This is a genomic window from Phycisphaeraceae bacterium (assembly GCA_019636675.1).
Lineage (GTDB): Bacteria > Planctomycetota > Phycisphaerae > Phycisphaerales > UBA1924 > JAHBXC01.
On the sequence record JAHBXC010000001.1, the window covers coordinates 1,194,717 to 1,217,795 of the forward strand.

Sequence of the window (23,079 nt, forward strand, 5' to 3'; positions counted from 1 at the left end):
CCGATGAGCACCCCCGACCAGAAGCGTGTACGCCATATCTTTGACGTCGCGGCCGAGTTGCCTGCGTCTGAGCGAAGCGCGTTTCTTGATCGCGTGTGCGAGGGAGACGGCGCGGTGCGGGCGCAGGTCGAGTCGCTGCTCGCGGCTCTGGAGGGCTCGCCCGCGTTCCTGGCGTCGCCGACCGGGGTGGTCGAGGCCACGATGGCTCTCGAAGAGCCGTCCGGAGCGCCGGGGGGCGTGGTTGGCGTGAGAACAGAAGGGCCCGGGACCACGATCGGCCCGTACAAACTGCTGCAGCAGATCGGCGAGGGCGGGTTCGGCGCCGTGTTCATGGCCGACCAGGACAAGCCGGTGCGGCGCAAGGTCGCGCTCAAGATCATCAAGCTGGGGATGGACACGCGCCAGGTCGTCGCGCGCTTCGAGCAGGAGCGTCAGGCTCTGGCGATCATGGACCATCCGAACATCGCGAAGGTCTTCGACGCAGGCGTCACCGAGTCTGGTCGCCCCTTCTTCGTGATGGAGTTGTGCGCAGGCGATCCGATCACCGAGTACTGCGACAAGAACTCGCTGACGATCCAGGAACGCCTCGATCTGTTCGTGCAGGTGTGCCACGCGGTGCAGCACGCGCACCACAAGGGTGTCATCCATCGCGACATCAAGCCAAGCAATGTGCTCGTCTCGACGCAGGACGGGCGGGCCCACGCCAAGATAATCGACTTCGGCATCGCCAAGGCGACGTCGAGCCGATTGACCGAGAAGACGCTGTTCACGGAGCACAAGCAACTCATCGGCACACCCGAGTACATGAGCCCCGAACAGGCGGAGGGCTCGCTCGACATCGATACGCGAACCGATGTGTACTCGCTCGGGGTGCTGCTGTACGAACTGCTGACGGGTTCGACGCCCTTCGAGGGGCGGTCCCTGCGATCGGCCGCGTATGGAGAGATCCAGCGCATCATCCGCGAGGTGGACCCGCCGAACCCGAGCACGCGTCTGTCGCAGAGCGCAGAGCGCATCGCTGGGATCGCGGCGCGACGGCGCGCCGAGCCGAAGAAACTCGGCCTGATCGTGCGGGGGGAACTCGACTGGATCGTGATGAAGGCGCTCGAGAAGGACCGGTACAGGCGTTACGACAGCGCCAACGGTCTGGCGTTCGATGTGCTGCGTTTCATCGCTGGGGAGCCGGTTATCGCGGCGCCGCCGGGGAGGACGTATCGAGTTCGCAAGTTTGTCACGCGTCATCGCGTCGGCGTGATCGTGGCGGGCGCCGTGGCGGCGAGTCTTGTCCTCGGCGTGGTCGGGACGAGCATCGGGCTGGTCAACGCGAATCGTGAACGCGCGCGAGCCGAAGCGAGCGAGCGCCGCGCTGTGGAGGAAGCCCAGCGCGCCGAGCGCGAGGCGGAGCGGGCCGAGTCGGAGGCGGGTCTCGCGCGCCGGGCCGAAGCGGTCGCGTCTCATCGCGCCGCGGAACTCGAGCAGGTCGTGGAGTTCCAGGCGAGTCAGTTGTCGGGGATCGATGTCCCGCGCATGGGCATTCGGCTGCGTGAGATGATCGGCGATCGACGCAGGAGCGCTCTCGGTGACGACGCGAGTGATCCCGAAGCGAGCGCGGAGCGTCTGCGGGAACTCGAGTCCGCGCTGGTCGGCGTGAACTTCACGGATGTCGCCCTCGACACGCTGGACGAAACGATCTTCTGCCGCGCAATCGACGCGATCGGCTCGCAATTCGCGGACCAGCCCCTGGTGCAGGCTCGCCTGCTCCACACGCTAGCGTCGACCATGCGCGTGCTGGGCCTCCTGGAGCGCGCCTCGGAGATCCAGCGCAGCGCGGTCTCGCTGCGAGCGGCGCTCCTTGGAGAAGAGCATGTCGACACGCTCAACAGCGGGTCCCTGCTGGGGGATATCTATCGCGAACGGGGGATGCTGCCCGAATCGGACGCCCTGCTGATTTCGACGCTGGACAGCAGACGCCGCGTGCTTGGGCCCGAGCACCCCGACACGATCGTGAGCATGACGCGCCTCGCACTCCTGCGCCACGCGCAGGGACGCCTCGAAGAATCGACGACCATCGCGTACGAAGCCGCGGGCGCCGCGCGCCGAACGCTGCGCGACAGTGACCCCCGTCGGCTCAGCGCCCTCGCATCCAAGGCGCGAATCGATCTGACTTCCGGCCGCGATGCGGAGGGCGCAGCGCTGTACCAGGAGGTCTACGACGCGCATGTTCGGGCGTTCGGAAAAGAGCATCCGAGCACGCTCCTGATCGGCAGCACGCTGGGTCGGGTGTATGAACAGGCGGGCCGGCTCGAAGAGGCGTCGGCGCTTATGCGCGATGTGCTCGACGCGAGCCGGCGCGGGCTGGGAGAGTCCCACCCCGACACGCTCTCGGCACGAAACTCGATGGGCTCCGTGCTCCTCGCGCTCGGGCGAGTCGCGGAAGCGGAGCCCGAGTTCCGGGAAGCGATGGAGGGTCATCTTCGAACACTGCGCGAGGATCATCTCGACACGCTGACGACGATGAACAACTACGCGCACCTGCTCCAGTCGCTGGGGAGAACCCCCGAGGCGATCCCCCTGCTGCGACGGGCGCTCGAAGCGCAGCGGCGCATCCTTGGTCCCGATCACCCGAACACTCTGATCTCTGCGGTGAATCTGAGCATCCTGCTCCGCATGCAGCGCGAGTTCGACGAGGCGGAGATCCTGGTCCGAGACGCGCTCGAGCGCTGTCGTCGCGTGTTGGGGGACGAGCACGCGTACACGCTCAACGCCGTGACGAATCTCGGCGTTATCCTCAACTCGCTCGGTCGGCACGACGAAGCGTCGGCGTATTACGAATAGGCGCTCGCGATAAACAGTCGCGTGTTCGGCGAGTCGCACCCTCGCACGCTCAGTTCACTCAACTCGATGGCGTCGCTGCGTCGTTCGCAGGGGCGCTTCGACGAAGCGGAGTCTCTGAACGCCGAAACGATCGCTCGCGCGCGTCGCACGCTGCCTGAGGGGCATCCGTCGACGGCGGATTACATCCTCCAGCGTGCGTACACCCTGCGGTTCATGCGCCGGTTCCAGGAGGCCGCGACCGGGTATCAGGAGGGCCACGCGATGCTCGTCGCGTCGCTGGGCTCTGCGCATCCCCGGACGCTGCAGGCGATCGATCACCTCTCGGCGCTCTACGACATGTGGCACGAGGCGGAGCCGGACGAAGGCCACGACCAGCGCGCCGCGCAGTGGCGCGAGCGTCGCGCAGCAGCAGTCAGGTGAACGATCACCCGCTCCTCCCGCGTATGCGCACCGGCGGCGCTGATCAGGCGCCGGGGCAGTCGCCCCCGATCCCCCGCCGCGGGCCTGCGGATCACGCGGTAGAGTAGTTGATCCCCCCTTGCCTGGAGACCGCCTTGACGCAAACCGCCATGTCCAACGCCACGCTCGAACTCGTCACACGCTTCGAGAGCCTGTTCAACAGCCGGGACCTCGACGCGATCATGGCCTGCATGACCGATGACCCCGTCTTCGAGCACGTCGCGCCGCCCTCCGCGAGCGTCGGACGCCACCGGGGACGCGCGGCGGTCCGCGCGGTCTTCGAATCGCTCGAACAGCACTTCCCCGACTACACGCTGGAGATGACGGACATCTTCGCGACCGGGAGCCGCGCCGCGTGCCAGTACACCCTCCGCTGGCGCCAGCCCGACGGCAGCGAAGGTTCGGCCCGAGGCGCCGACCTGTTCACGATCCGCGACGGGAAGATCGCCGAGAAACTCACCTACGCAACGCTCTGAGCGTGCCCCACAGCAGAGGCGGCGTGACGAGTTCAGAAACGGAGCGTCAGCCCGAGCAGCAGCCCGTGCTGAATCAGGTCCCAGACGGCGCGGTCAGGGCCGCTTCCGCGCTCGTAGTCCCAGCCAACTACTCGGTACCCGAACAGGAACGAAGACCGCGCTAAGAAGAACGAGCATGCCGCGTGTCATCACTTCAATGGCTTCTCAGGAGCGGGCGCTAAACCACCATCGCCGTCGATCGCGTCCGGCGAGACGACACAGCGAAAGCCAAGATGCGAGAGCGCCGTGTCAGGGGAAGTGGACATGCGCGCGCTGGGTCGATAGCTCGCGCAGTATGAATCGTTGCACAGGAACGAGCCGCCGCGAATAGCGCGGAGCGCCGGCTCGTGCCGGTGGCGCGCGTCGCGTGACTCATCCGGCCCGGTCGGGTTCACGACGACGCCGCCAGGCGCGCGCGCCGCGTACGCCCTCTCGTGGTACAGGTCGGCGGACCATTCCCACACATTCCCGGCCATGTCGAAGAGCCCGTAGCCGTTGGGCGGGAAGGATCGCACCGGGGCGGTGCGTGCGAAGCCGTCGTTCAGGGTATTCTCAAAGGGGAATCGCCCCTCCCAGATGTTCGCTCGCGTCGCGTCGACCGGGTCATCGCCCCACACGTTCATCTTGCCGGACAGCCCGCCCCTGGCCGCGAACTCCCACTCGGCTTCGGTCGGCAGGCGCTTGCCAGCCCACGACGCGTAGGCCATGGCGTCCTCGAACGCGATGTGCACGACCGGGTGGTCGTCGCGCCCGTCGAGCGCGCTCGCTGGCCCCTCGGGGTGACGCCAGCTCGCGCCGGGAACCCACGACCACCACCGCGACGCGTCGCGCAGATCCACCGCGTGATCGGGCGGAGTAAAGACCAGCGAACCCGGCAGCAGGTCCTCATCCGGAAGTCTGGGCGTCCCCTCGGGCAACTGCTTCTTCAGTTCGTCCCAGTCGAGCGGGCGCTCCGCAACCGTGACGTACCCGGTCGCCTCGACAAACGCGCGGAACTGCGCGTTCGTCACCTCGGTCGCGTCCATCCAGAACCCGTCGACACGCACGGCGTGCAACGGACCTTCGTCGGGGCGCGAGAGCGGACCGACCGAGCCCATCAAAAACTCTCCCCCCGGGATCCAGACCATCCCGGCGAGCGATCGGGACGCCGCCGCCTCACTCGTCGTAGAACGCGCAGCAGATCCGGTGAAACCAGCGGAGTTCGCCCGGCTCATCGCGCGATCGTCGCCGGGAGCGCAGCACAACGTGTCGGAATCTTGTTCCGGTCCGATCTGTCCCTGCGCGACGGCCCTTGTGACGTCGCACGGGGACGCTGCGAGGAAAACAGCCACGCTCGAGAGCCACACTGTCAGCAGCGAAGCCATTCAACGACCGCCTTCGCGAGCACGCTACAAGACGCTCTTCAGCAAGTCAACGAGTGTGCAGAGAAACGCTCACCATGCACCCGGCCCCCCAAGGCGCGGACCGCCCTGTCCGATGCTTCTCGGGTCGCCCACAGTCTCGATCGAACCGTGCGAACCGACACCGAACGACATCGTGAACGACGTACCCTCGCCCGAGCCCTGAGCTGACGCGCACTCAGGCCTGCGGCATCCGAGCGAACAGCGTCAGCCCGCCGAAGGTCTCGAAACCCAGGCGCCTGTACACCGATTCGCCCATCCGCGACGCTTGCAGGATGCCGGTCCGGTACCCGAGCGAGCGCGCCAGGGCGAGCGGGAGCGCTGTCGCCGCGCCGCCGAGCCCTTTCCCCCGCTCTTGCTCGAGCGTCGCGACGCAATAGATCCCGGCGAGCCCGCCCTCGAGAAACATCGCTGAAGTCGCGACGATCTCGCCACCCTTCACGATCGCGAAAGAGCGTGATCCTTCACCCGCTCGCGCATCGGACATCGCGCTCGGTCCCATCTGGTCGGCGGAAGTTCGCGGGATCCCGTACCCGCGCGCCATCGCGTCGCACCACGGTCCATCGCGATCGGGGCCGACCTCTTCGAACGAATAGCCAGCGGGCAGGGAGATCTCCGCGACGCCGTCGAGATCCACCGCCATCACGGGCATCGGCTCTGCGACCTCGTATCCCTCTGAAGTCAGCAGCGTCAGCAGCGGCGGGTCGATCGCGCCGGGAACGATGACGGCGGAGGGCGCACCGGACCGGCAGAGCGGCGCGATGGCGTCGTGCAACGACGCGATGTCGGTCGACTCCCTGATCGCCGCGAAGTTTGCGAAAGGGTGCATCTCGCCCGTCTGGAATCGCACGAAACCTGGGGCGAGTGTGCAGTGTTCACCTCGGAGGTGCGAGCGGAGGAAGGACTCGAACTGCCGCTCGATCGCCTGACCGAGTCGGGCCCCGGCGCTCTGGATGGTCGGGTGCTCTGGGTATGGGCGCATAGCGGGTCCTGAGTGCGTGAGAGCGCCAGTCTAACTCAGAACACCGGCGCCTGCCCGACGGCCGCGCAGTCGCAGACTGTTGAGCACGACGCTCACGCTGCTCAGGGCCATCGCGGCGCTGGCAAGTATGGGCGACAGCAGCCAGCCGGTCAGTGGGTAGAGCACGCCGGCCGCGACCGGGATGCACGCGGCGTTGTACGCGAAGGCCCAGAACAGGTTCTGCCGGATCGTGCGCATGGTCTCCCGCGAGAGCGCGATCGCCTCGGGGACCGCGCGCAGATCGTTGCGCATCAGCGTGATGTCGGACGCCTCGATCGCGACATCGGTCCCTGCGCCGAGCGCCATGCCAACGTCCGCCGCGACCAGCGCCGGCGCGTCGTTGATGCCGTCGCCAACCATCGCGACCGTGTGCCCCTGGTCGCGCAGCGCCGCAACCCGCTCCGCCTTCTCGTGGGGCAGCACCTCGGCGAAGACCTCGTCCACGCCGACCTGCGCCGCGACGGCGTCCGCGGTGCGCCGATTGTCGCCGGTCATCATCACCACGCGCAGCCCGAGGGCGTGCATGCGCGTGACCGCGTCGCGCGACGAGTCCTTCACACGGTCCGCGACCGCGACGACCCCCGCTTCGCGCCCTCCGATCGCGACGAACACCGGCGTACGCCCGTGCGTCGCCAGCGATTCGGCGATGGAACGCATCGTCACGACTATCCCCCGTTCCTCCAGCCACGACGCCTTGCCCACGAGCACAGAGACGCCCTCGATTGTCGCCTCGGCGCCGAGGCCCACGGCGGCGACGAACCCCTCCGGCTCCGCGACCGTCACGCCACGCTCGGCCGCGCCGCGCACGATCGCCGCGCCAAGCGGGTGTTCGCTGCGACGCTCGGCGCCCGCGGCGAGGCGCAGCACGTCGTCGGAATCGAACCCCTCCGCAGGCACGACATCGGTCAGCGCGGGCCTGCCCTCGGTGATCGTGCCGGTTTTGTCGAGGACGACGGCGCTGATCCGGTGCGCGGTTTCGAGCGCCTCGCCTCCACGGATGAGCACGCCCCGCTGGGCGCCGCGCCCGGTGCCGACCATGATCGCCGTCGGCGTCGCGAGCCCGAGCGCGCAGGGGCAGGCGATAATCAGCACCGAGACGCTCGTCGTCAGGGCCATCGTGAGGCGCGCATCCGCCGGCGCCGCGAACCACCACGCGACGAAGGTCGCCAGAGCGATAACCATCACCACCGGCACGAACACGCCGCTGATCTTGTCCGCGAGGCGCGCGATGGGCGCCTTGCTCCCTTGCGCTTCCTGCACGAGCCGCACGATCTGGCTGAGCGCGCTGTCCTCGCCGAGGCGTGTGGCCTCGACGCGCAGCGCGCCCGTCGTGTTCATCGTCGCGCCGAAGACCTCGTCGCCCGGCGACTTCTCGACCGGGACGCTTTCGCCGGTGAGCATCGATTCGTCGACCGCCGATCGCCCGTCCTCGACTCGCCCATCGACCGGGATCTTCTCGCCCGGGCGCACGAGCACGCGATCGCCCACACGCACCCGGTCGATCGGGATGTCGCTCTCCACGCCGTCGCGCACGACGCGCGCCGTGCGCGCCTGCATGCCGATCAGCCGACGGATCGCCTCAGATGTTCGCCCCGTCGCGCGGGCCTCCAGGTATTTGCCAAGGAGGATCAGCACGATGATCACCGCCGCCGCCTCGAAATACACCGGCGCGCCGGCGCCGTGATGGGCGCCAGCCCCGGCGCGCACGAAGAACCCGGGCCACAGCGTGGCCGCGAGCGAGTAGACATACGCCGCGCCGGTGCCCATCGCGACGAGCGTGTCCATGTTGGCAGACAAGCGCAGCAGGCCCTTCCACGCCGACCGGAAGAACCGCCACCCGCACCAGAACATCACCGGAGTGGTCAGCGCGAGTTGCAGCCAGTTCGCCCACGGCGCGTCGAAGGCCGGGATGCGCCCGTGGGACATCGCGATCACGAGCACGGGGAGCGCGAGCGCCGCGCCGACGATCGTTCGAACGAGCAGCTCCCTCGCTTCGGCTTCCCCGACCGCGAGGTGCGCCGAGTGATCGTCAGTGTCATCACCGTGAGTGTGATCGGCGTGGGAATCCTTCTGGCGTGGGAGGACGGCGCGGTACCCGATCTCGTCCACCGCCCTCGCGAGCGACGCCGGGTCGGTCGCGCCCGGGTCGAAATTCACCGTCGCCACCTTCGTCGCGAGATTCACGCTCGCCGAGGCAACCCCGGGCCGCGACGCGAGCCGTTTCTCCACCCTGCTCGCGCACGAGGCGCACGACATGCCCTCGATCGGCAGGTCGAGCCGCACCGCGCCGCCGCCGGTTCTTTCGGGCGTGCCCGGGCCTGCAGGATCGTGAGATCGCATCGCCATCACGCAGGGTCTCCTATCGCGATTCTATCGCGAGCGACGAGACACCGGCCGGCGAATCTCACTCCCACGCCTGGTGCGACGCGAACCCGCGTTCCAGCGCGTCCACGAACCCCTCGATCGGCAGCGCCTTGCTCCAGTACCAGCCCTGCCCGTAATCCACGCCGGCGGCGCGGAGGAACTGCGCCTGCCTGCGGGTCTCCACGCCCTCGGCGGTCAGCCGCACCCGCAGCGCGCCCGCCAGCGCCACCAGCGCGCGAACGAGACGGTCCGCCGTCACGCTCGTTGTCAGGGGCGTGACCTGTCCCCGATCGATCTTCAGAACATCGAACTCGAGCTCCATGAGTTGCCCGATCCCGCTCATGCCGGTCCCGAAGTCGTCGACCGCGACGCGGATCCCCGCCGCACGCGCACGGGCCAGCGCGTCTCGCCCCACCTGAGTCAGCGCCTGACGCTCGGTGATCTCGGCAACGAGGCGTGTTCGATACTCTGACAACCCAACGCGATCCATGATGCCGGCGATCACCCCGGCGCCAAGCGTCACCGGCGGCACGTTCACGCTGATGTAAAACCTCGGGTGTCGATCGAAGTGCGGTATCGCGTCGCGGGCGACCGACTCGAGAATCAACTCGGACAACCGGTCGAGCGCGCGCGCGTCGTCCTCAATGCGCTCGATAAGCCCGCCCTCGGTGGGCGACGCCAGCGAGCCGTCGGCCCGGACGAAGCGCAGCAACGCCTCGGCGCCGACCACCTCGCCCGTGTTGAGGTCCACGATGGGCTGGTAGTGCATCCTGACCTGGGGAATATCGATCGGCGTGCGCTGGTTCATGCCAGAGTGCTCCGGGAGAAGTGTCAATGGAAGACCGCTTCGATAATCGAGAAATCATCGTCCAGCCGATCGTCGCCACGAAGTGTGCGTGCCTTGGAGAGCAGATCGTCCATCACACCATCGTCCGAGGACGCCCGCCCCGCGAGGTCTTCGAGCACGCCCCGAAGATTCCAGACCAGCGCGCCGTCGCGCAGGATCTCAAAGACCCCGTCGCTAAACACCAGCAGGCGCGACCCCGCCGGCGCCTCGAGCGACTCGGCGTCGTAGTCCATCCCCTCGACGCAGCCGACGATCGGCCCACCCGACTCGAGCAGCGCCGGCTCGCGCGACCCGGGGAGCAGGAGAACCGCCGGGTGATGCCCGCCACCCGACCACGCGAGACGGCGCGTCGCGACAGCGTAGACGCCGTACCACATCGTGAAGTACTTCTGGCCGTGCCGCTCGCCCTGGAACGCGTTGTTCAGGGCGAACAGAACCTGTTCGGGGCGACGCATATCGACGCCGGTCAATGAGCCGGCGCGCAGGATGCTTGTGATCGTGACCGCGAGGAGCGCCGCGTCCAGGCCGTGCCCGGTGACATCGATGAGGTAGATCGCGAAGTGACCGGTGTCGATCCAGTGGTATCCGATCGAGTCGCCGCCCAGGTTGGTCGAGGGGATGAATCGCCAGTCCGTCGAGACCGCGCCCTTGGCCGGCGGCGGGATCAGCCCGAGCATGTACTCGGCCCCCGCGTCGAGGTCTCGCTGCAGGCGCGTGTTCGCGTCTCGTAGCTCGGCGGTCCTGGCGGCGACCGTCGCCTCGAGACTCTCGTTGTACTGCTCAAGCTGCCGGTTCGTCTCGCGGAGTTCCTCCATCAGCTGCGATCGCGATTTGCTGGCGAGGCGCGCACGCACGCGGTCCAGAATCGCAGGATCGACCACGAGCGCCGGGAGGCGAAACGACGCCGCCACGCGGTCATCGCCCGTTCGGCACGACACGCGGTCGAAGAATGCAGCGAGCCCCGACGGATCGACCGACGCCCCGTGCGCGCCGATGTCGAACCTGATCTCTGCGCCAGCGCCCTCGCCCTCGCTCACGAGCGAGACCACGATGGGCGCGCCCGGCCCGACGAGCAGCAGGCGCCTGGCGACTTCCGACAGCGCCGTCGCGGCTCGCGTCGCGGGGATCTCGCCCGCGCCGAGCGCACGGTGCATCGAAAGGACCTTGTCGCGGATCTCGACGACCGATCCCCGATCTCGCACGGTGAGTGTGCCGAGGTAGATCATCCCATCCGCCTCAGCGCGATGCAGGCGGCGTCGTCGTGATTCTTGCCAAAACGACGGATCAGCTCCCGGGGGATCACCGCCGCGTCTTCGGCCCGGAGACTCGGGTAGTCGTCGACCGCGAATCGCGAGGTGACACCGTCGCTGTGCATCAGGAGCAACCCGCCCGGCTCCAGCACGAACTCCACAGGGCGCACGCCCGGGTGACGCCGCCCCACCACGCCGTCGACCGAGACCATCGAACGCTCCGTGCGCCCCACGATCCTGGCGACCGTGTTGCCCACGCCGACGAAACGCCCAGCGCCGTCGGCGCGCGAAACCGTCGCCAGGCCGACCGCCGCCCCGAGGGTTCCCGCGAGTTCGGCGTCGAGCAGACCCAGAACCCTTACAGGGTCGGAGAGTCTCACCGCTTCGAGCAGCTCGGCGGCGCGGGTCGCGACCTCGTGGGCATCGGGGCCGTGCCCGAGCACATCGACGACCGCGACCATCACCGACTCGTCGAACTGTCGGCACACCACAGCGTCGCCGCCTTCGCGGTGCCCGTCGGCGGACCGCACCGCCGAGCCGATCTCGAACGCGCCGGTGTTCACTTCGCCCAGACCCTCACCGTGACGGTGGTGCCCTCGCCGACGACCGATTCGACCAGCATCTCGTCTGACATGCGCCGAACGCCCGGCATCCCGAGCCCGAGCGTGCCGGACGTGCTGACGTGATCGCGCAGCGCCTCCTCGATGTCTGCGATGCCGGGCCCCTTATCGCTGGCGACCAGCTCCAGCCCGACGCGCCCGCCCTCGCGCACCTCGCGGATCAGCAGAACGCCCGAGCCAGCGTACTTGAGGATATTCCGAACGAGCTCGGATGCGACCGTCGCGAGCATCGAGACGCGCACCGGGTCGAAGCCGACCGCCGCGGCCGAGCGGCGCGTCTGCATGATCGCCCTCGTCGCGTCTGGCTCGGTATGCACTGGCACCCTGTACTCCATGCGTGCGCGTCCCTGGCCGCTCACCCGATCCCGGCGCCGCTGCGATGATCGAGCCACTCGATCGCGCGTTCGAGGTTGGAGAAGGTGTGAACATCGCCGGACTCGATGCCGAACTCGACGAGCGACGCGGCGATGCCGGGCCGGATCCCCACGATCACCGGCAGCGCGCCCATCGCCCGCGACATCCGCAGCGTGCGCAGGGCGGACTCGAAGTCCGTGGAATCCAGCACCTGCACGCCGGAGAGATCGAGCACCACGGCATCGGCGCGTGACGCGCGGACTTCCTCGAGCAGGTCCGCCTGGAACCGGCGCAGCGTCTCGTCGCTGAGCTCGATCTGGACTGACGCGACCAGACGGCCCCGAAGGCGCTGGATCGGCACGCGCGGGATGTCCTTCCATCCGCTCGGCACGCGATCACCTCTGCTTGAGTTCCACGCCCGCGTCGCGGAGCGCGGTCGTGAGCGCGTCGCGCAGCGTCGCGGTGGTGCGCACATCGCCCACGTTGATGCCCAGCTCGATCATCGTCTGCGCGATCGCGGGCGAGATGCCGGAGATGATGCACGTCGACCCCATCAGGCGCGACGCCTTCGAGATCTTGATGAGGTGGTTGGCGACCGCGGTGTCCATCACCGCCACGCCGCTGATGTCCAGAATCAAGGACCGCGCGTGCGTGTCGCCGATCTTGCTGAGCACCGCGGCCATGATGTCCTGCGCGCGGCGCGAGTCGATCATGCCGACGATCGGCAGCATCAGCACGTCTTCCCACACCTCGGTCACCGGGGTGGACATCTCCAGCATCGCCTCGTGCTGGTCGCGGATGATGGCGCTCGTCCGTCTCGAGAAGGTGTCCACGACGATCGCGGTGTCGAAGTGACACAGCTTCAGGAGACTCTCGTAGGTCGGCTGCGTGACCGGGGTTTCGGGCATCTCGCAGGCCAGCAGATCGAGGGAGACGTGCATCGTCGCGAAATAGGCCGGCAGCGGCAGCCCGATCCTCGCGTGCGCCTCGCCGACCTGCTCCCGGTGCGCGACGTATGCGTCGTCCACGCGACCGGCGAAGAACTGCCTCCAGTACTCGCACTGAAGGTCCTGCACCGACGCGAGCTTGCGCGGGCTCGAGAAGAACTGGTCGAACTCCGGCTGCGTGCGCATCCATACATACAAACGCTCGATGAACTCGTCGAGCCGCGGAACCATGGTCACCCCGTGCTCGCGGATGCGATCGAGATCGGACGTGTTCAGCCGATAGTTCGTGACCAGCGACTCGACGCTTGTGGCTCGCAGTTCCATAGTTCAACTGTAGCCGAACCTTGACACGCGAAGGGGCGCTCGGTCGGGGGCGGGACGTCCCTCTACACCCTCGCCGGGCGACAGCAGCGCGCCGGGTCGAAGAGCCCCGGGTCGAACGCCGGGGACGCTCCCGTCATCAGGTCCCCCAGCAGCTGCGCCGTACCGGGAGCGCACTTCAGCCCGGTCATCTGGTGCCCGATCGCCAGCCAGAGGTTGCCGAACCCCGGCGCCCGTCCGATCGCCGGCATGCCGTCGGCCAGGCACGGACGCAGCCCGGCCCAGGGACGCAGCTCCGGGATCGGGTCGACGACCGACAGCATCGCGCCGGCGCCTCGCACGATCGCGTCCACGCGACGCCGGTTGATCGACGCGTCGAGCCCGACCAGCTCCAGCGTCCCGGCGAGACGCAGGCCCTGCGCGTGCGGCGTGACGGCGACCTTTCTGTCCGCGAGATAGATCGATCGCCGTGGGTGGATCGCTCCCTTGGGGAGAACCACCGAATACCCCTTCGCCGCGCGCATCGGGATGCGCAGCCCAAGCGTCGCGCCCAACCGCCCTGCCCACGCGCCAGAGGCGATCACGAACTCTTTCGCGCAGATCCGGCTCTCGCCGACGCGAGCCGCCTCCAGCGATCCCCCTCGCGTGTCGAAACCGGTTACCTCCGAGTGCTCCACCACGCGAACGCCCAGAGACTCGGCGCGCGCCCGAAGGCGCCTGACCGCCAGGTGCGGCTCGCAGTGCGCATCGCCCGGGAAGAAGATCCCTCCGACCGTCTCGCCTCGGATGATCGGCTCTTCGGCGCGCACGCGGGCCTGATCCCACCATTCCCACGCGACGCCCGACCCTTCGGTAAACGCCGCGTGCGCGCGCGCGCCGTCGGCGCTCTTCTCGCTTTCAAGAAGCATGAGCAGTCCGGCGCGTTCGAAACCGAAACTCTCGCCCGACTCGCTCGCCTCTCGCTCCCACGCGTCGACGCTCCAGAGGCAGAGCTCGACCATGGCGCGGACGCCGCGCTCGTAGCGCTCACGCGAACTCGATCGCAGGAAGACCAGCAGCCATCGCAGGAGCGCAGGATCGAGAGAGGGCTTGATGTAGAAGGGGCTCTCCGGGTCGAGCATCCATTTGAGCGCCTTGCGTGTGCTGCCCGGCTGCGCGAGGGGCGACGCGAGCGAGGGCGTCAGCCAGCCGGCGTTCCCGAACGACGCGCCGCTCCCGGTCGTCGCGCGATCGACCACCGTCACCGACAGGCCGCGTCCCGCCAGGTCGATCGCGGCCGCCAGACCCACCACGCCAGCGCCGACGATGAGGACATCGCTGTCGCGATCGGCAGGACCCGGGCCATCGGTTCGACGCGCTGACGCCATGGCGGACACTGTAGCTGCCCGCTCGCTCGCAACAGGCGCGCCGCCCGGCGGGTTGGTACCATCGGGCCGCCCGCGCCCGACGCCCCGACGCATGACGCCCGAACCACCCAAGCACGAGCCCGCCGACCTGCTCGAGTTCCTCTACCGGCTCGCCCAGGCGTACCTCGCCTGCGGCGAGCAAACGGCGCAGGTCGAGCTGCTCCTCCGGCGCATCGCGTCGTCCTACGGCGCCCGGCGCGCGAGGGTCGTCTGCTTCCCGACCGCGATCTTCATCTCGTTCCACATCGACGAGAAAGAGCATGTCACCATCGCCGAGGGCCCGCTCCAGGCGCTCCGGCTCGACCAGATGGCCGACGTCTATGCGCTCGGCGCCGAAGCCCAGCGCGGCGTCATCGCGCTGCGCGACGGCATGCAGGAGCTGACCGCCATCCTGCGCAAACCGGCCCGGTTCGGCACGCTGGGGACGGTGTTCGGGCACACCATCCTCACGGTGGGCGTCGCGATCGTGCTCAACCCGGCGCTGCTCACGGTCGGCGTCGCGGCGATCCTCGGCGTGGTCGTCGGAGCGCTGAAACTTCTGATGCGCGACAGGCCGGTGTTCTCCGTGCCTTTGCCCGTGGTCGGCGCCGTCGTCGTGTCCTCGATCGTGTTCCAGAGCGTCAAGATGGGCCTGCCGGTCGACCCGCTGCACGTGCTCGTACCGCCGCTGGTCACGTTCCTGCCCGGCGCGATGCTCACCTTCGGGATGATCGAGCTGGCCTACGGCGACATGGTGAGCGGCGCGAGCCGGCTCATCACCGGGTTCGTGCAGCTGGTGCTGCTGGTCTTCGGGATTCTCGCCGGCGCCGCCCTCGTGGGGATGCGCCACGACACGATGCCAGAGGCCGCCGTTCAGCTCGCGAGCATCCCCTGGCTTCCCTGGGTCGGCGCGGTGATCTTCGGCGTCGGTGTTTCGCTGCACTTCTCGGCGCCGAAGCGGTCGCTCCCGTGGATGCTGCTGGTGGTGCTGCTGGCGTTCAGCGCGCAGCGCCTGTCGGCGCCCCTCGTGGGGAACCAGTTCAGCGGGTTCTTCGGCACGCTGGTCGCAACTCCTCTGGGCTACCTGATCCAGCTCCGGTTCAAGGGCCCGCCCCCGATGGTGACCTTCCTGCCGAGCTTCTGGCTGCTGGTGCCGGGCGCCCTGAGCCTGCTGAGCGTGAAGCAGATGATCAGCGACACGACCTCGGGCGTCGACGGGCTGATCTCGGCGACCTTCGTCTTCGCGTCGATCGCGCTGGGCACGCTGTTCGGCGCGTCGGTCTACAAGTGGCTCACCGAGCGCAAGGGGATGTGGCAGCTTCAGATCGGTCGCGTCGGGCGTCGCCCCGACGCGCCGGGGAAGAAGAAGTAACCAGCGTCGGCCGGGCGTTCAGCTCTCCAGCGTGGCGAGCGCAACGGCGAGCGCGCAACCGCGGGCAAACTCGGGCAGGTCGACGTACTCCTTGACGGTGTGAATCTCGTACTGCCCGGCGCCGATCGTGACGGTCGGCACGCCGTGCTTGACGATCCAGTTGGCGTCGAGCCCGCCGTTGGAGAACACGACCTTCGGCTTCATGCCGAGCGATTCTGCCGCGCGCTTGGCGTGGGCGACCGCCGGAGAATCCTCGCCCAGATTGAACGAGGGATACTGCTTGCGCCCCTCGAAGCGGAGCTTCGCGCTCTCGCCTCCGGAGTCCTTGACCGCTGCCGCGGCCTTTTCGAACGCCTCGCGATACGCCGCGGTGATCTTCGACGCGAACGAGGTGTCGGGGCTGCGCGTCTCGCCCTTGATGTAGACGTAGTCTGTGACGACGTTCGTCGCGTCGCCGGCCGCCTTGCCGTTCTTGCCCCCGAAGACGCCGGCGTTGCTCGTGCCGTGCCCGTCGGGCTTCACGACCTTGCCGAACCACCCGCCCCGGTGCGCCTCAGCGAGGGCGAGCGACGCGACGAGCGTGGACGAGATGCCTTTCTCGGGCGCGACGCCGGCGTGCGACGCCTTGCCCTTGATCTCGGCCTCCCACGATTCAGCGCCGACGGCGCCCGTGATCAGATCAGCCGCGAGCTTGCCGTCGACGTTGAACCCCATCGCGGCGCCCTTGAGGTCGGCCGGGTTGATCTGGCACGACCCCTGCAGGCCGCACTCCTCGCGCACCGTGAAGAGCAGCGTGATGGGCGGGTGAGGGAGTTTGTGCTTGAAGAGCGTCTCGACGAGCGTGACGAGCACGGCGCAGCCGGTGCGGTTGTCGCCTCCCAGCGCGGTCTCCCCCTCGGGCACGAGCCGATCGCCCTCGCGCTTCGCCTTCGCCCCTGCGCACAACGGCACGACGTCGAGGTGCGTTGAGAACAGCAGGCGCGGCCCTTGTCGGGTACCGGGAAGATCGACGTACAGGTTTCCGGTCTGCGTGGGCGCCGCGATCTTCGTGTTCGCGTCGTCGAAGCGGAGGGCGGACGCCGGGACGCCGAGCGCCTTCAGGTCGTCGGAGATGGCCTTCGCGATCGCCGCCTCCTCGCCGCTCACACCCGGGATGTTGATGTAGCGGATGAGGCGTTCCTCCGCGGCCTTGGTGTCGATCGTGATGGTCTTCGCGGGTGTCGTTGCGCTCATGGCTCTCTCAGTCCTTCTTGTATGGCGCGGGCGTTTCCGCCCGGCGGAACCGGTCTCGATGGAGGATCACACGCCCCAGGGCAGGCCCATGAGGTGCCACGCGATGAAGAGCGCGGTCCACAGGACGAGCATGATGGCGACGTAGGGGAGCATCAGCGCCACCACGGTGCCGACGCCGGCGTTCTTGTCGTACTTCTGACAGAACACGACGACGAGCGCGAAGTACGCGTTCAGGGGCGTGATCATGTTGATCGGCGAATCAGCGAGCCGGTAGGCGGCCAGCACCGTCTCGGGCTCCACATCGAGGCGCATGAGCAGCGGGACGAAGATCGGCGCGAAGAGCGCCCATTTGGCGATCGCGCCCGTGATCAGGAAGTCCAGCAGCACGACGACCACGATGAAGCCCAGCAGCAGCCAGAGCGGGCCGATGTTCGCGGTCTGCAGCATGTCGGACAGCGACACGGCGAGCAGCGTCGCCATATTGGAGTAATTGAAGTACGCGATGAACTGCGCGATGATGAACAGCAGGAAGATCAGACTGCCCAGGCCCGAGGTCGCCTTCTCCATCGCCTTGATCACGTCGGTCGACTTGGTGATCGTCTTTGCGCCGTAGCCGTAGGCCATGCCGGCGGCGAGGAAGACGAGCGTGATGGCCGCGATCAGCCCGCTCATGAAGGGCGTGTTGCCGATCAGGGCTCCGGTCTCCTGGTCGCGCAGCGGGGCGCCGGAGGGGAGCGTCAGCAGAGCGAACGCGCCGAGCACGCCGACGAGCGCGATCGCGGCGTAGAGCAGCCCGCGCTTCTCGTCGGTCGACAGCGTCGCGCTCTCTTCCTCGGGACGCTGGCCCGTGAACTTGCCCAGGCGCGGCTCGATGATCCGCTCGGTCACGACCGCGATGATGATCGTCAGGAACAGCACCGACACGACGGAGAACCACAGGTTCGACGCCAGGTCGATCGAAACATCCGGGTCGACGAGGTGGATCGCGTCGTTGGTGAACTCGACGAGCACCGCGTCCAGCGGCTTGATGAGCATGTTGACCGTGAACGCGCCCGCGACCGCCGCGAAACCCGCGGCCAGGCCCGCCAGCGGGTGACGCCCGACGCTCAGGAACGCTGCTCCGGCGAGCGGGATCAGCACGAGATACCCGGCGTCGGCGGCGATGCTCGACAGGATGCCGACGAAGACGAGGATGTAGGTCAGGATCTTCGGCGGCGCGACGATCACCAGCTTGCGGATCAGCGCCTTGATGAGCCCCGACTCCTCGGCGACGCCCACGCCGAGCATGGCGACGATGATGAGCCCGACGGCGGTGAAGCCCATGAAGTTCGGGATCACCGAGGTGTACATGAACCGGACGCCCTCGCCGGTGAGCAGACTGTTCGCGGTCGCGGTGCGCCGTTCGATGACGGTCTCGGTCTCGTCGATGCCGGCGTACCCGTAGGGAGACCCCATCCCGGACATCAGCGGGTCGAGGACCTGCACGGGCGAGTACTCGCGCGTCGCGGGGAGGATCACGTCGTACGACACGCTCACGCGGGTGAGGTGCATGACGTGCGACAGCAGTACGACGCCGGCGACGAGCAGCAGGAAGATGATGGCCGGGTGAGGCACCCGATTGCCGACCTTCTCAACCATGTCGAGAAACTTTTGCACGACGGCCTTCCTGTCTTGGTTCGGTTGTGCGGGCCGCCCTCGCGGGCGCGCCGGCGGCGGCTACTGCGCCGCGATCGAGAGGGGGAGCACTATGGGCACGAGAAAGACGCTGACGATCATCGCGATCAGCGCGAACGGGCCGCCGATGCGGACGAAGTCCCCGAAGGTGTAGTTGCCGGGCGTCACCACGAGGGTGTTGACCGGCGATGAGACGGGCGTCACGAACGCCGTCGACGCCGCCAGCGCGACGATCATCGCGAAGGGGTAGGGCGACGCCTGCATGTCTTTGGCGACCGCGATCGCGACCGGCGCCATCAGCACCGCCGTCGCGGTGTTCGACATGAACATGCCCAGGATCGCGGTCAGCGCGAAAAGCGCCGCGAGCACGGCGTGGGGCCCCGCCCCGCTGGTGACCGCCAGCAGCCCGTCGGCGGCCATGTCCACGCCCCCGGTGCGCTGCAGCGCGAGCGAGAAGGGCAGCATCCCCACGATCAGCACGATCGTCTTCCAGCTGATCGACCGGTAGCTGCTGTTGAGGTCGATGCACCCCAGCACGCCCATCAGCAGACACCCGATCAGGGCCGCGTGCACGTTCGCGACGATGCCGGTGACCATCAGAACGACGACCACCCCGAGGCAGAACAGCGCCTGCGGCGCCTTGCCCGCCGCCGGCAGCACCTCTTCGAGTTCGATGGGAAGCTTCAGCAGCAGCACCCCGGTCTCTTCGGGGCGCACGCGCTCGATCTGCTTCCACGAGCCGACCACCAGAAGCGTGTCGCCCACGCGCAGCGGCGTGTTGAGGAAATCACGGTTCACGGCCTCCGACGCGCGGCGCAGGCCGATGACCGTCAGGCCCGTGCTGGACCGGAAACCCTTCTCGACCAGCGTCTTCCCGACCAGCGGCGATTCGGCAGGCACGATGACCTGCGCCATCCCTATCTCCTGCGAGCGGTCGTTGAAGTACGCGCCGGCGAGGGGCAGCGGCTCGAGGCCGAGCGAGTCGGCGAGCTCGTGGATCTCTGTCGTGGGCGAGAACAGGTCGATCAGGAGGACGTCGCCGAACTGGAGCCGCGTGGTCGGCGTGGGCTGGATCAGCGTTCTGGAGAAGCGACCCATCCGCTCGATCGCGATGATGTTCGCGCCGGAAGTCCCTCGCATGTCCAGCTCGCCGAGCGACTTGCCGACCAGCGCCGAGTGGCTGCTCACGCGAAGCCGGTACTCGCGATCCGCCAGCTCGAACTCCTGGACCCAATCGGCCAGACTCACCCGACCCGGGGCGGGCTCCTCTTTGGACGAAGGGAGCCAGCGGCGCGCGATGACCATATAGATGATCCCGAGGATCAGGATCGGAACGCCGAAGGGCGTGAAGCTGAAGAACCCGAACCCGTCCTCGCCTTGGCGGACGAGCTCGCTGTTGATGACAAGGTTCGGCGCCGTCGCGACGAGGGTCATCATCCCGCTGATCAGAGCCGCGAAGCTCAGGGGCATCATGAGCCGCCCGGGAGAGGTTCCGGAGGTGGCGGCGACGCGCAGGGCGATGGGGATGAAGATCGCGGTCACCGCCGTCGAACTCATCAGCGAGCCGAGCGCGCAAACGCTGATCATGAGGAAGACCAGCAGTTTGACCTCGCTCTTGCCGGTTTTCGCGATGAGCAGATCCCCCACGCCGCGCGCGACCCCGGTGCGCACGAGGCCCTCGCCGATCACGAACAACGCCGCGATGAGGACGATGTTCCCGTCGGCGAAGCCGCGCAGGCCCTCGTCGATCGTGATCACGCCGGTCAGCGGCAGCGAGACGAGCATGAGGATCGCCACCGCGTCCATGCGCGGCTTGTTGATCGCGAACATCACAATCGCCGTGACGAGCAATCCGAGAACCATTGCAAGTTCGATGCTCATCGCGGGGAGCGTATCGCTCGCGCGACTCCCCCGCAATGGGCCAAGGCGTGGAACAAACGGGCTTCAACGCAGACGATCGCCGACGCCAAACGGACGTGCCCATCGCTTGGCGCAGCGCGCCCTTCGCACTACCCGGCGCACACGCGGCGCCCCGGGGAGAACCCGGGTGAACCTGCGCGTGAGTCGCTCTCGCGAGGCTCCGACTCGCGAAAATTCTCATAAGTCTCTGTATCAATGAAACTTGCGCGCGTCGATGTCGTCGAGAACCCCAACTCCTGGAGATTCGCGCTGTTTCTGGCCTGTGCGCGATCCCGTGGGTACAGGACGCGTATATCGCGTGTCGCGCCGTGACGCGCGGGGTTTCTGGTACAGTCACCGCGAGGTCCGGGGAACGGACCGGGAGGCGCACCCGCGCCGGACGCGGGCGTCTGATCACGGGCTGCGCGGCGTCACCGGAGGAACGACGATGCAAAGATCAGAACTGGCGAAGCGGTCTCGCGAGCGTTGGCTCGTCGTCGCGGCGTTCATGGTCGTGTGGGCGCCAGTCGCCATCGCCGTCGCCGAACCGATCCCCGACGCCTGGTTCTACAGCGGCGCCCAGCGCCCGGCGGCCCTGAAGTCGCTGGAGGGCAAGCCGGCGCTCGCGCTGACCACCGAGGAGTGGATCGGTGATCGCGTGACGCTCAGCGAGCACCGAGGCAAGGTCGTAGTGCTGGACTTCTGGGCGACCTGGTGCGGGCCCTGCATCGCCGCGATCCCCGAGAACAACGCGATCGTGAGCAGATATAAGGATCAGGGCCTGGTCTTCGTGGGCGTGCACGACTCGAACTCCGGGTGGGATTCGGCCGGCGAGGTGGTGCGCGAGCACTCGATCTCCTACCCGGTCACGAAGGACGCCTCCGGCGGGCCGACGGCGAGCGCGTACAAGGTGCAGTTCTGGCCAACCTATGTCGCGATCGATCGCAAGGGAGTCATCCGCGCCGCCGGCCTGATGCCCAATCGGGTCGAGGATGTCGTCAAGATGCTCCTCGCCGAGAGCGGGCCGAGCGACCTCGAGCTCAGGACCGGGTTTGGCCCGGAGTTCTACTACGGCGGGGCGAACCGCCCCTCGGCGCTGCGCGCGACGGAGGGCGCCGACGCGCCCGCCCTCGCGGGCGAGGAGTGGGCCGGCTCGCCACTTCCCAAGTCGCAGTGGAAGGGCAGCGTCGTCGTGCTGCACTTCACCTCGCCCGGGCGGAGCGCGGCGGCCGCGCAGCTCGCGAAACTCGCCGAGATCGAGCGCGAGTACGCGACGCAGGGCGTGCTCTTCGCCGGGGTGTGCGACGCGAACGCCCCGTGGGACAAGGCCGCCCCGGCCCTGTCGGGGGCGGGGCTGTCCATGCCCCTGCTGCGCGACAGCGCGCCGGGCGTCAACGCCGGCGCGTACGGCGTGCGGTTCCTCCCGACGACGATTGTGATCGACAAGGCCGGGAAGGTCCGCGCCTCGGGCGTGCGGCTCGACAAGCTCGGCGAGGTTCTGGACAGACTGCTCGCCGAGCGAGCCGAGTGACGCGACGAGACATCCCTCAGCGTCGGAAAGCGGGGTTCAGGTGACAAACGCTCCGGTTCTCAACGAGCACGACGCGACGCGGCGCAGCGCGTTCGCTGATCATGTTCGCACACAGGTCGCACACACCGTCGTCGGGCAGGAGACGGTCGTGGAGCGCGTGCTGATCGCGCTGCTCACGGGAGGTCACCTCCTGCTCGAGGGCGTGCCGGGCATCGCGAAGACGCTGCTCGTGCAGTCGGTGGCGAAAGCGATCGATCTGCGTTTCGCGCGCGTGCAGTTCACGATTGATCTGCTGCCCAGCGACATCCTGGGCTCGGAGATCCTCGAGCAGAAATCGGGCGAGTTCCGCATCCACAAAGGCCCGATCTTCACGAACCTGCTCCTGGCGGACGAGATCAACCGCGCCTCGCCCAAGGTGCAATCGGCGCTCCTCGAGGCGATGCAGGAGCGGCGCGTCTCCATCGGCGACACGACGCACGACCTGCCGGCGCCCTTTCTCGTCATCGCGACGCAGAACCCGGTCGAGCAGGCCGGCACCTTCGAGCTGCCCGAGGCCCAGCTCGACCGCTTCATGCTGCGTCACCGCCTGACGTACCCCACGCCCGATGAGGAAGCCGAGGTCGTTCGGCGCAGTCTCGCGCTCAAACTCAAGAGGCAGGGCGACGGCGCGGTCCCGATGTCCGCCTTCGACGCGATCGATGAGTCGAAGGCGATGCGTCTTCGCGACCTGACCGAGGCGATGCGCGCCGTGCAGGATGTCCATGTCAGCGAGGTGTTCATCCGCGACTGCGTCGAGCTCGTGAATCTGACGCGACGCCACGAGGACATCGAGCTGGGGTGCAGCCCGCGCGCCGCGCTCGCGCTGGTCCACGCGTCGCGGGCCCGCGCGTTCATCTCGGGACGGGAATACACCATCCCCGAGGACATCTTCGCTCTGGCGGAGGACGTTCTCCTGCACAGGATGCGCCTGAAGTACGAGGCCCTCGCGATGGGGCGCACCGGCGCCGGGGTGCTGAGCCAGATCCTGCGCACGATGGCCTGACGCCGGAACG

19 protein-coding genes are annotated in these 23,079 nt (G+C 68.1%); 6 read left to right on the forward strand and 13 right to left on the reverse strand.

Features of this window, described 5'->3' with window-relative positions:
• Positions 1–3 precede the first annotated feature (3 nt).
• The 3 genes from KF684_05175 (at position 4) to KF684_05185 (ending at position 3,770) form a co-directional block, all read left to right on the forward strand.
• The gene (locus tag KF684_05175) at positions 4–2,835 is read left to right on the forward strand and encodes a serine/threonine protein kinase (GenBank protein MBX3352304.1); all 2,832 of its coding nucleotides are present in this window, start codon (positions 4–6) and stop codon (positions 2,833–2,835) included.
• A 21-nt stretch (positions 2,836–2,856) separates the two neighbouring features.
• On the forward strand, positions 2,857–3,255 hold the full coding sequence (locus KF684_05180) for a tetratricopeptide repeat protein (protein MBX3352305.1): 399 nt from the start codon (positions 2,857–2,859) through the stop codon (positions 3,253–3,255).
• Positions 3,256–3,389: 134 nt separating this feature from the next.
• Complete coding sequence (locus tag KF684_05185) at positions 3,390–3,770, forward strand: nuclear transport factor 2 family protein (protein ID MBX3352306.1); 381 nt, start codon at positions 3,390–3,392, stop codon at positions 3,768–3,770.
• Positions 3,771–3,958: 188 nt separating this feature from the next.
• On the opposite strand, the gene KF684_05190 is transcribed toward KF684_05185, so the two are convergent.
• The 10 genes from KF684_05190 to KF684_05235 form a co-directional block, all read right to left on the reverse strand.
• The gene (locus KF684_05190) at positions 3,959–5,023 is read right to left on the reverse strand and encodes a formylglycine-generating enzyme family protein (protein MBX3352307.1); all 1,065 of its coding nucleotides are present in this window, start codon (positions 5,021–5,023) and stop codon (positions 3,959–3,961) included.
• A 364-nt stretch (positions 5,024–5,387) separates the two neighbouring features.
• Complete coding sequence (locus KF684_05195; protein MBX3352308.1) at positions 5,388–6,191, reverse strand: hypothetical protein; 804 nt, start codon at positions 6,189–6,191, stop codon at positions 5,388–5,390.
• 30 nt (positions 6,192–6,221) lie between these two features.
• A complete protein-coding gene (locus tag KF684_05200; protein ID MBX3352309.1) occupies positions 6,222–8,570 on the reverse strand; it encodes a copper-translocating P-type ATPase in 2,349 nt (782 codons plus the stop codon).
• Positions 8,571–8,634: 64 nt separating this feature from the next.
• Complete coding sequence (locus KF684_05205) at positions 8,635–9,402, reverse strand: EAL domain-containing protein (protein MBX3352310.1); 768 nt, start codon at positions 9,400–9,402, stop codon at positions 8,635–8,637.
• Between the two features lie 23 nt (positions 9,403–9,425).
• The gene (locus KF684_05210; GenBank protein ID MBX3352311.1) at positions 9,426–10,667 is read right to left on the reverse strand and encodes a SpoIIE family protein phosphatase; all 1,242 of its coding nucleotides are present in this window, start codon (positions 10,665–10,667) and stop codon (positions 9,426–9,428) included.
• Positions 10,664–11,254 (reverse strand): SpoIIE family protein phosphatase, encoded by a 591-nt coding sequence (locus KF684_05215; GenBank protein ID MBX3352312.1) that lies wholly within the window; start codon positions 11,252–11,254, stop codon positions 10,664–10,666. Before KF684_05215 ends, KF684_05210 begins: the two co-directional genes overlap by 4 nt.
• Positions 11,251–11,634 carry an anti-sigma regulatory factor gene (locus KF684_05220; GenBank protein MBX3352313.1) on the reverse strand — a complete coding sequence of 128 codons (384 nt, stop codon included), beginning with the start codon at positions 11,632–11,634 and terminating at the stop codon, positions 11,251–11,253. The genes KF684_05215 and KF684_05220 overlap by 4 nt, the downstream gene beginning before the upstream one ends.
• A gap of 32 nt (positions 11,635–11,666) precedes the next feature.
• A complete protein-coding gene (locus KF684_05225; protein ID MBX3352314.1) occupies positions 11,667–12,056 on the reverse strand; it encodes an STAS domain-containing protein in 390 nt (129 codons plus the stop codon).
• 4 nt (positions 12,057–12,060) lie between these two features.
• Positions 12,061–12,936, reverse strand: coding sequence for an STAS domain-containing protein (locus KF684_05230; protein ID MBX3352315.1), 876 nt, complete (start codon positions 12,934–12,936; stop codon positions 12,061–12,063).
• Between the two features lie 62 nt (positions 12,937–12,998).
• Positions 12,999–14,300 carry an FAD-dependent oxidoreductase gene (locus KF684_05235; GenBank protein MBX3352316.1) on the reverse strand — a complete coding sequence of 434 codons (1,302 nt, stop codon included), beginning with the start codon at positions 14,298–14,300 and terminating at the stop codon, positions 12,999–13,001.
• 91 nt (positions 14,301–14,391) lie between these two features.
• Here KF684_05235 and KF684_05240 point away from each other — a divergent pair, with 91 nt between their 5' ends.
• A complete protein-coding gene (locus tag KF684_05240) occupies positions 14,392–15,690 on the forward strand; it encodes a threonine/serine exporter family protein (GenBank protein MBX3352317.1) in 1,299 nt (432 codons plus the stop codon).
• 18 nt (positions 15,691–15,708) lie between these two features.
• Here KF684_05240 and KF684_05245 read toward each other — a convergent pair whose 3' ends face one another.
• The 3 genes from KF684_05245 to KF684_05255 all read right to left on the reverse strand — a co-directional run bounded on the left by KF684_05245 (position 15,709) and on the right by KF684_05255 (position 20,478).
• Entirely contained in the window at positions 15,709–16,923 is a 1,215-nt protein-coding gene (locus KF684_05245) for a M20/M25/M40 family metallo-hydrolase (GenBank protein MBX3352318.1), read from the reverse strand.
• 66 nt (positions 16,924–16,989) lie between these two features.
• Positions 16,990–18,579, reverse strand: coding sequence for an AbgT family transporter (locus KF684_05250; GenBank protein ID MBX3352319.1), 1,590 nt, complete (start codon positions 18,577–18,579; stop codon positions 16,990–16,992).
• Between the two features lie 60 nt (positions 18,580–18,639).
• On the reverse strand, positions 18,640–20,478 hold the full coding sequence (locus KF684_05255) for an SLC13 family permease (protein MBX3352320.1): 1,839 nt from the start codon (positions 20,476–20,478) through the stop codon (positions 18,640–18,642).
• Positions 20,479–20,944: 466 nt separating this feature from the next.
• On the opposite strand from KF684_05255, the gene KF684_05260 reads away from it, so the two are divergent.
• Both KF684_05260 and KF684_05265 read left to right on the forward strand, forming a co-directional pair.
• Positions 20,945–22,027 carry a TlpA family protein disulfide reductase gene (locus KF684_05260; protein ID MBX3352321.1) on the forward strand — a complete coding sequence of 361 codons (1,083 nt, stop codon included), beginning with the start codon at positions 20,945–20,947 and terminating at the stop codon, positions 22,025–22,027.
• A 40-nt stretch (positions 22,028–22,067) separates the two neighbouring features.
• Positions 22,068–23,069 carry a MoxR family ATPase gene (locus tag KF684_05265; protein MBX3352322.1) on the forward strand — a complete coding sequence of 334 codons (1,002 nt, stop codon included), beginning with the start codon at positions 22,068–22,070 and terminating at the stop codon, positions 23,067–23,069.
• Positions 23,070–23,079 lie beyond the last annotated feature (10 nt).

What these genes read in the sequence shown, in the direction of transcription:
- KF684_05175 (MBX3352304.1), top strand. Translation starts at nt 4, where the DNA reads ATGAGCACCCCCGACCAGAAGCGTGTACGCCATATCTTTGACGTCGCG.
- KF684_05190 (MBX3352307.1), bottom strand. Translation starts at nt 5,023, where the DNA reads ATGAGCCGGGCGAACTCCGCTGGTTTCACCGGATCTGCTGCGCGTTCT.
- KF684_05195 (MBX3352308.1), bottom strand. Translation starts at nt 6,191, where the DNA reads ATGCGCCCATACCCAGAGCACCCGACCATCCAGAGCGCCGGGGCCCGA.
- KF684_05200 (MBX3352309.1), bottom strand. Translation starts at nt 8,570, where the DNA reads ATGCGATCTCACGATCCTGCAGGCCCGGGCACGCCCGAAAGAACCGGC.
- KF684_05205 (MBX3352310.1), bottom strand. Translation starts at nt 9,402, where the DNA reads ATGAACCAGCGCACGCCGATCGATATTCCCCAGGTCAGGATGCACTAC.
- KF684_05210 (MBX3352311.1), bottom strand. Translation starts at nt 10,667, where the DNA reads ATGATCTACCTCGGCACACTCACCGTGCGAGATCGGGGATCGGTCGTC.
- KF684_05230 (MBX3352315.1), bottom strand. Translation starts at nt 12,936, where the DNA reads ATGGAACTGCGAGCCACAAGCGTCGAGTCGCTGGTCACGAACTATCGG.
- KF684_05235 (MBX3352316.1), bottom strand. Translation starts at nt 14,300, where the DNA reads ATGGCGTCAGCGCGTCGAACCGATGGCCCGGGTCCTGCCGATCGCGAC.
- KF684_05240 (MBX3352317.1), top strand. Translation starts at nt 14,392, where the DNA reads ATGACGCCCGAACCACCCAAGCACGAGCCCGCCGACCTGCTCGAGTTC.
- KF684_05245 (MBX3352318.1), bottom strand. Translation starts at nt 16,923, where the DNA reads ATGAGCGCAACGACACCCGCGAAGACCATCACGATCGACACCAAGGCC.
- KF684_05255 (MBX3352320.1), bottom strand. Translation starts at nt 20,478, where the DNA reads ATGAGCATCGAACTTGCAATGGTTCTCGGATTGCTCGTCACGGCGATT.
- KF684_05260 (MBX3352321.1), top strand. Translation starts at nt 20,945, where the DNA reads ATGCAAAGATCAGAACTGGCGAAGCGGTCTCGCGAGCGTTGGCTCGTC.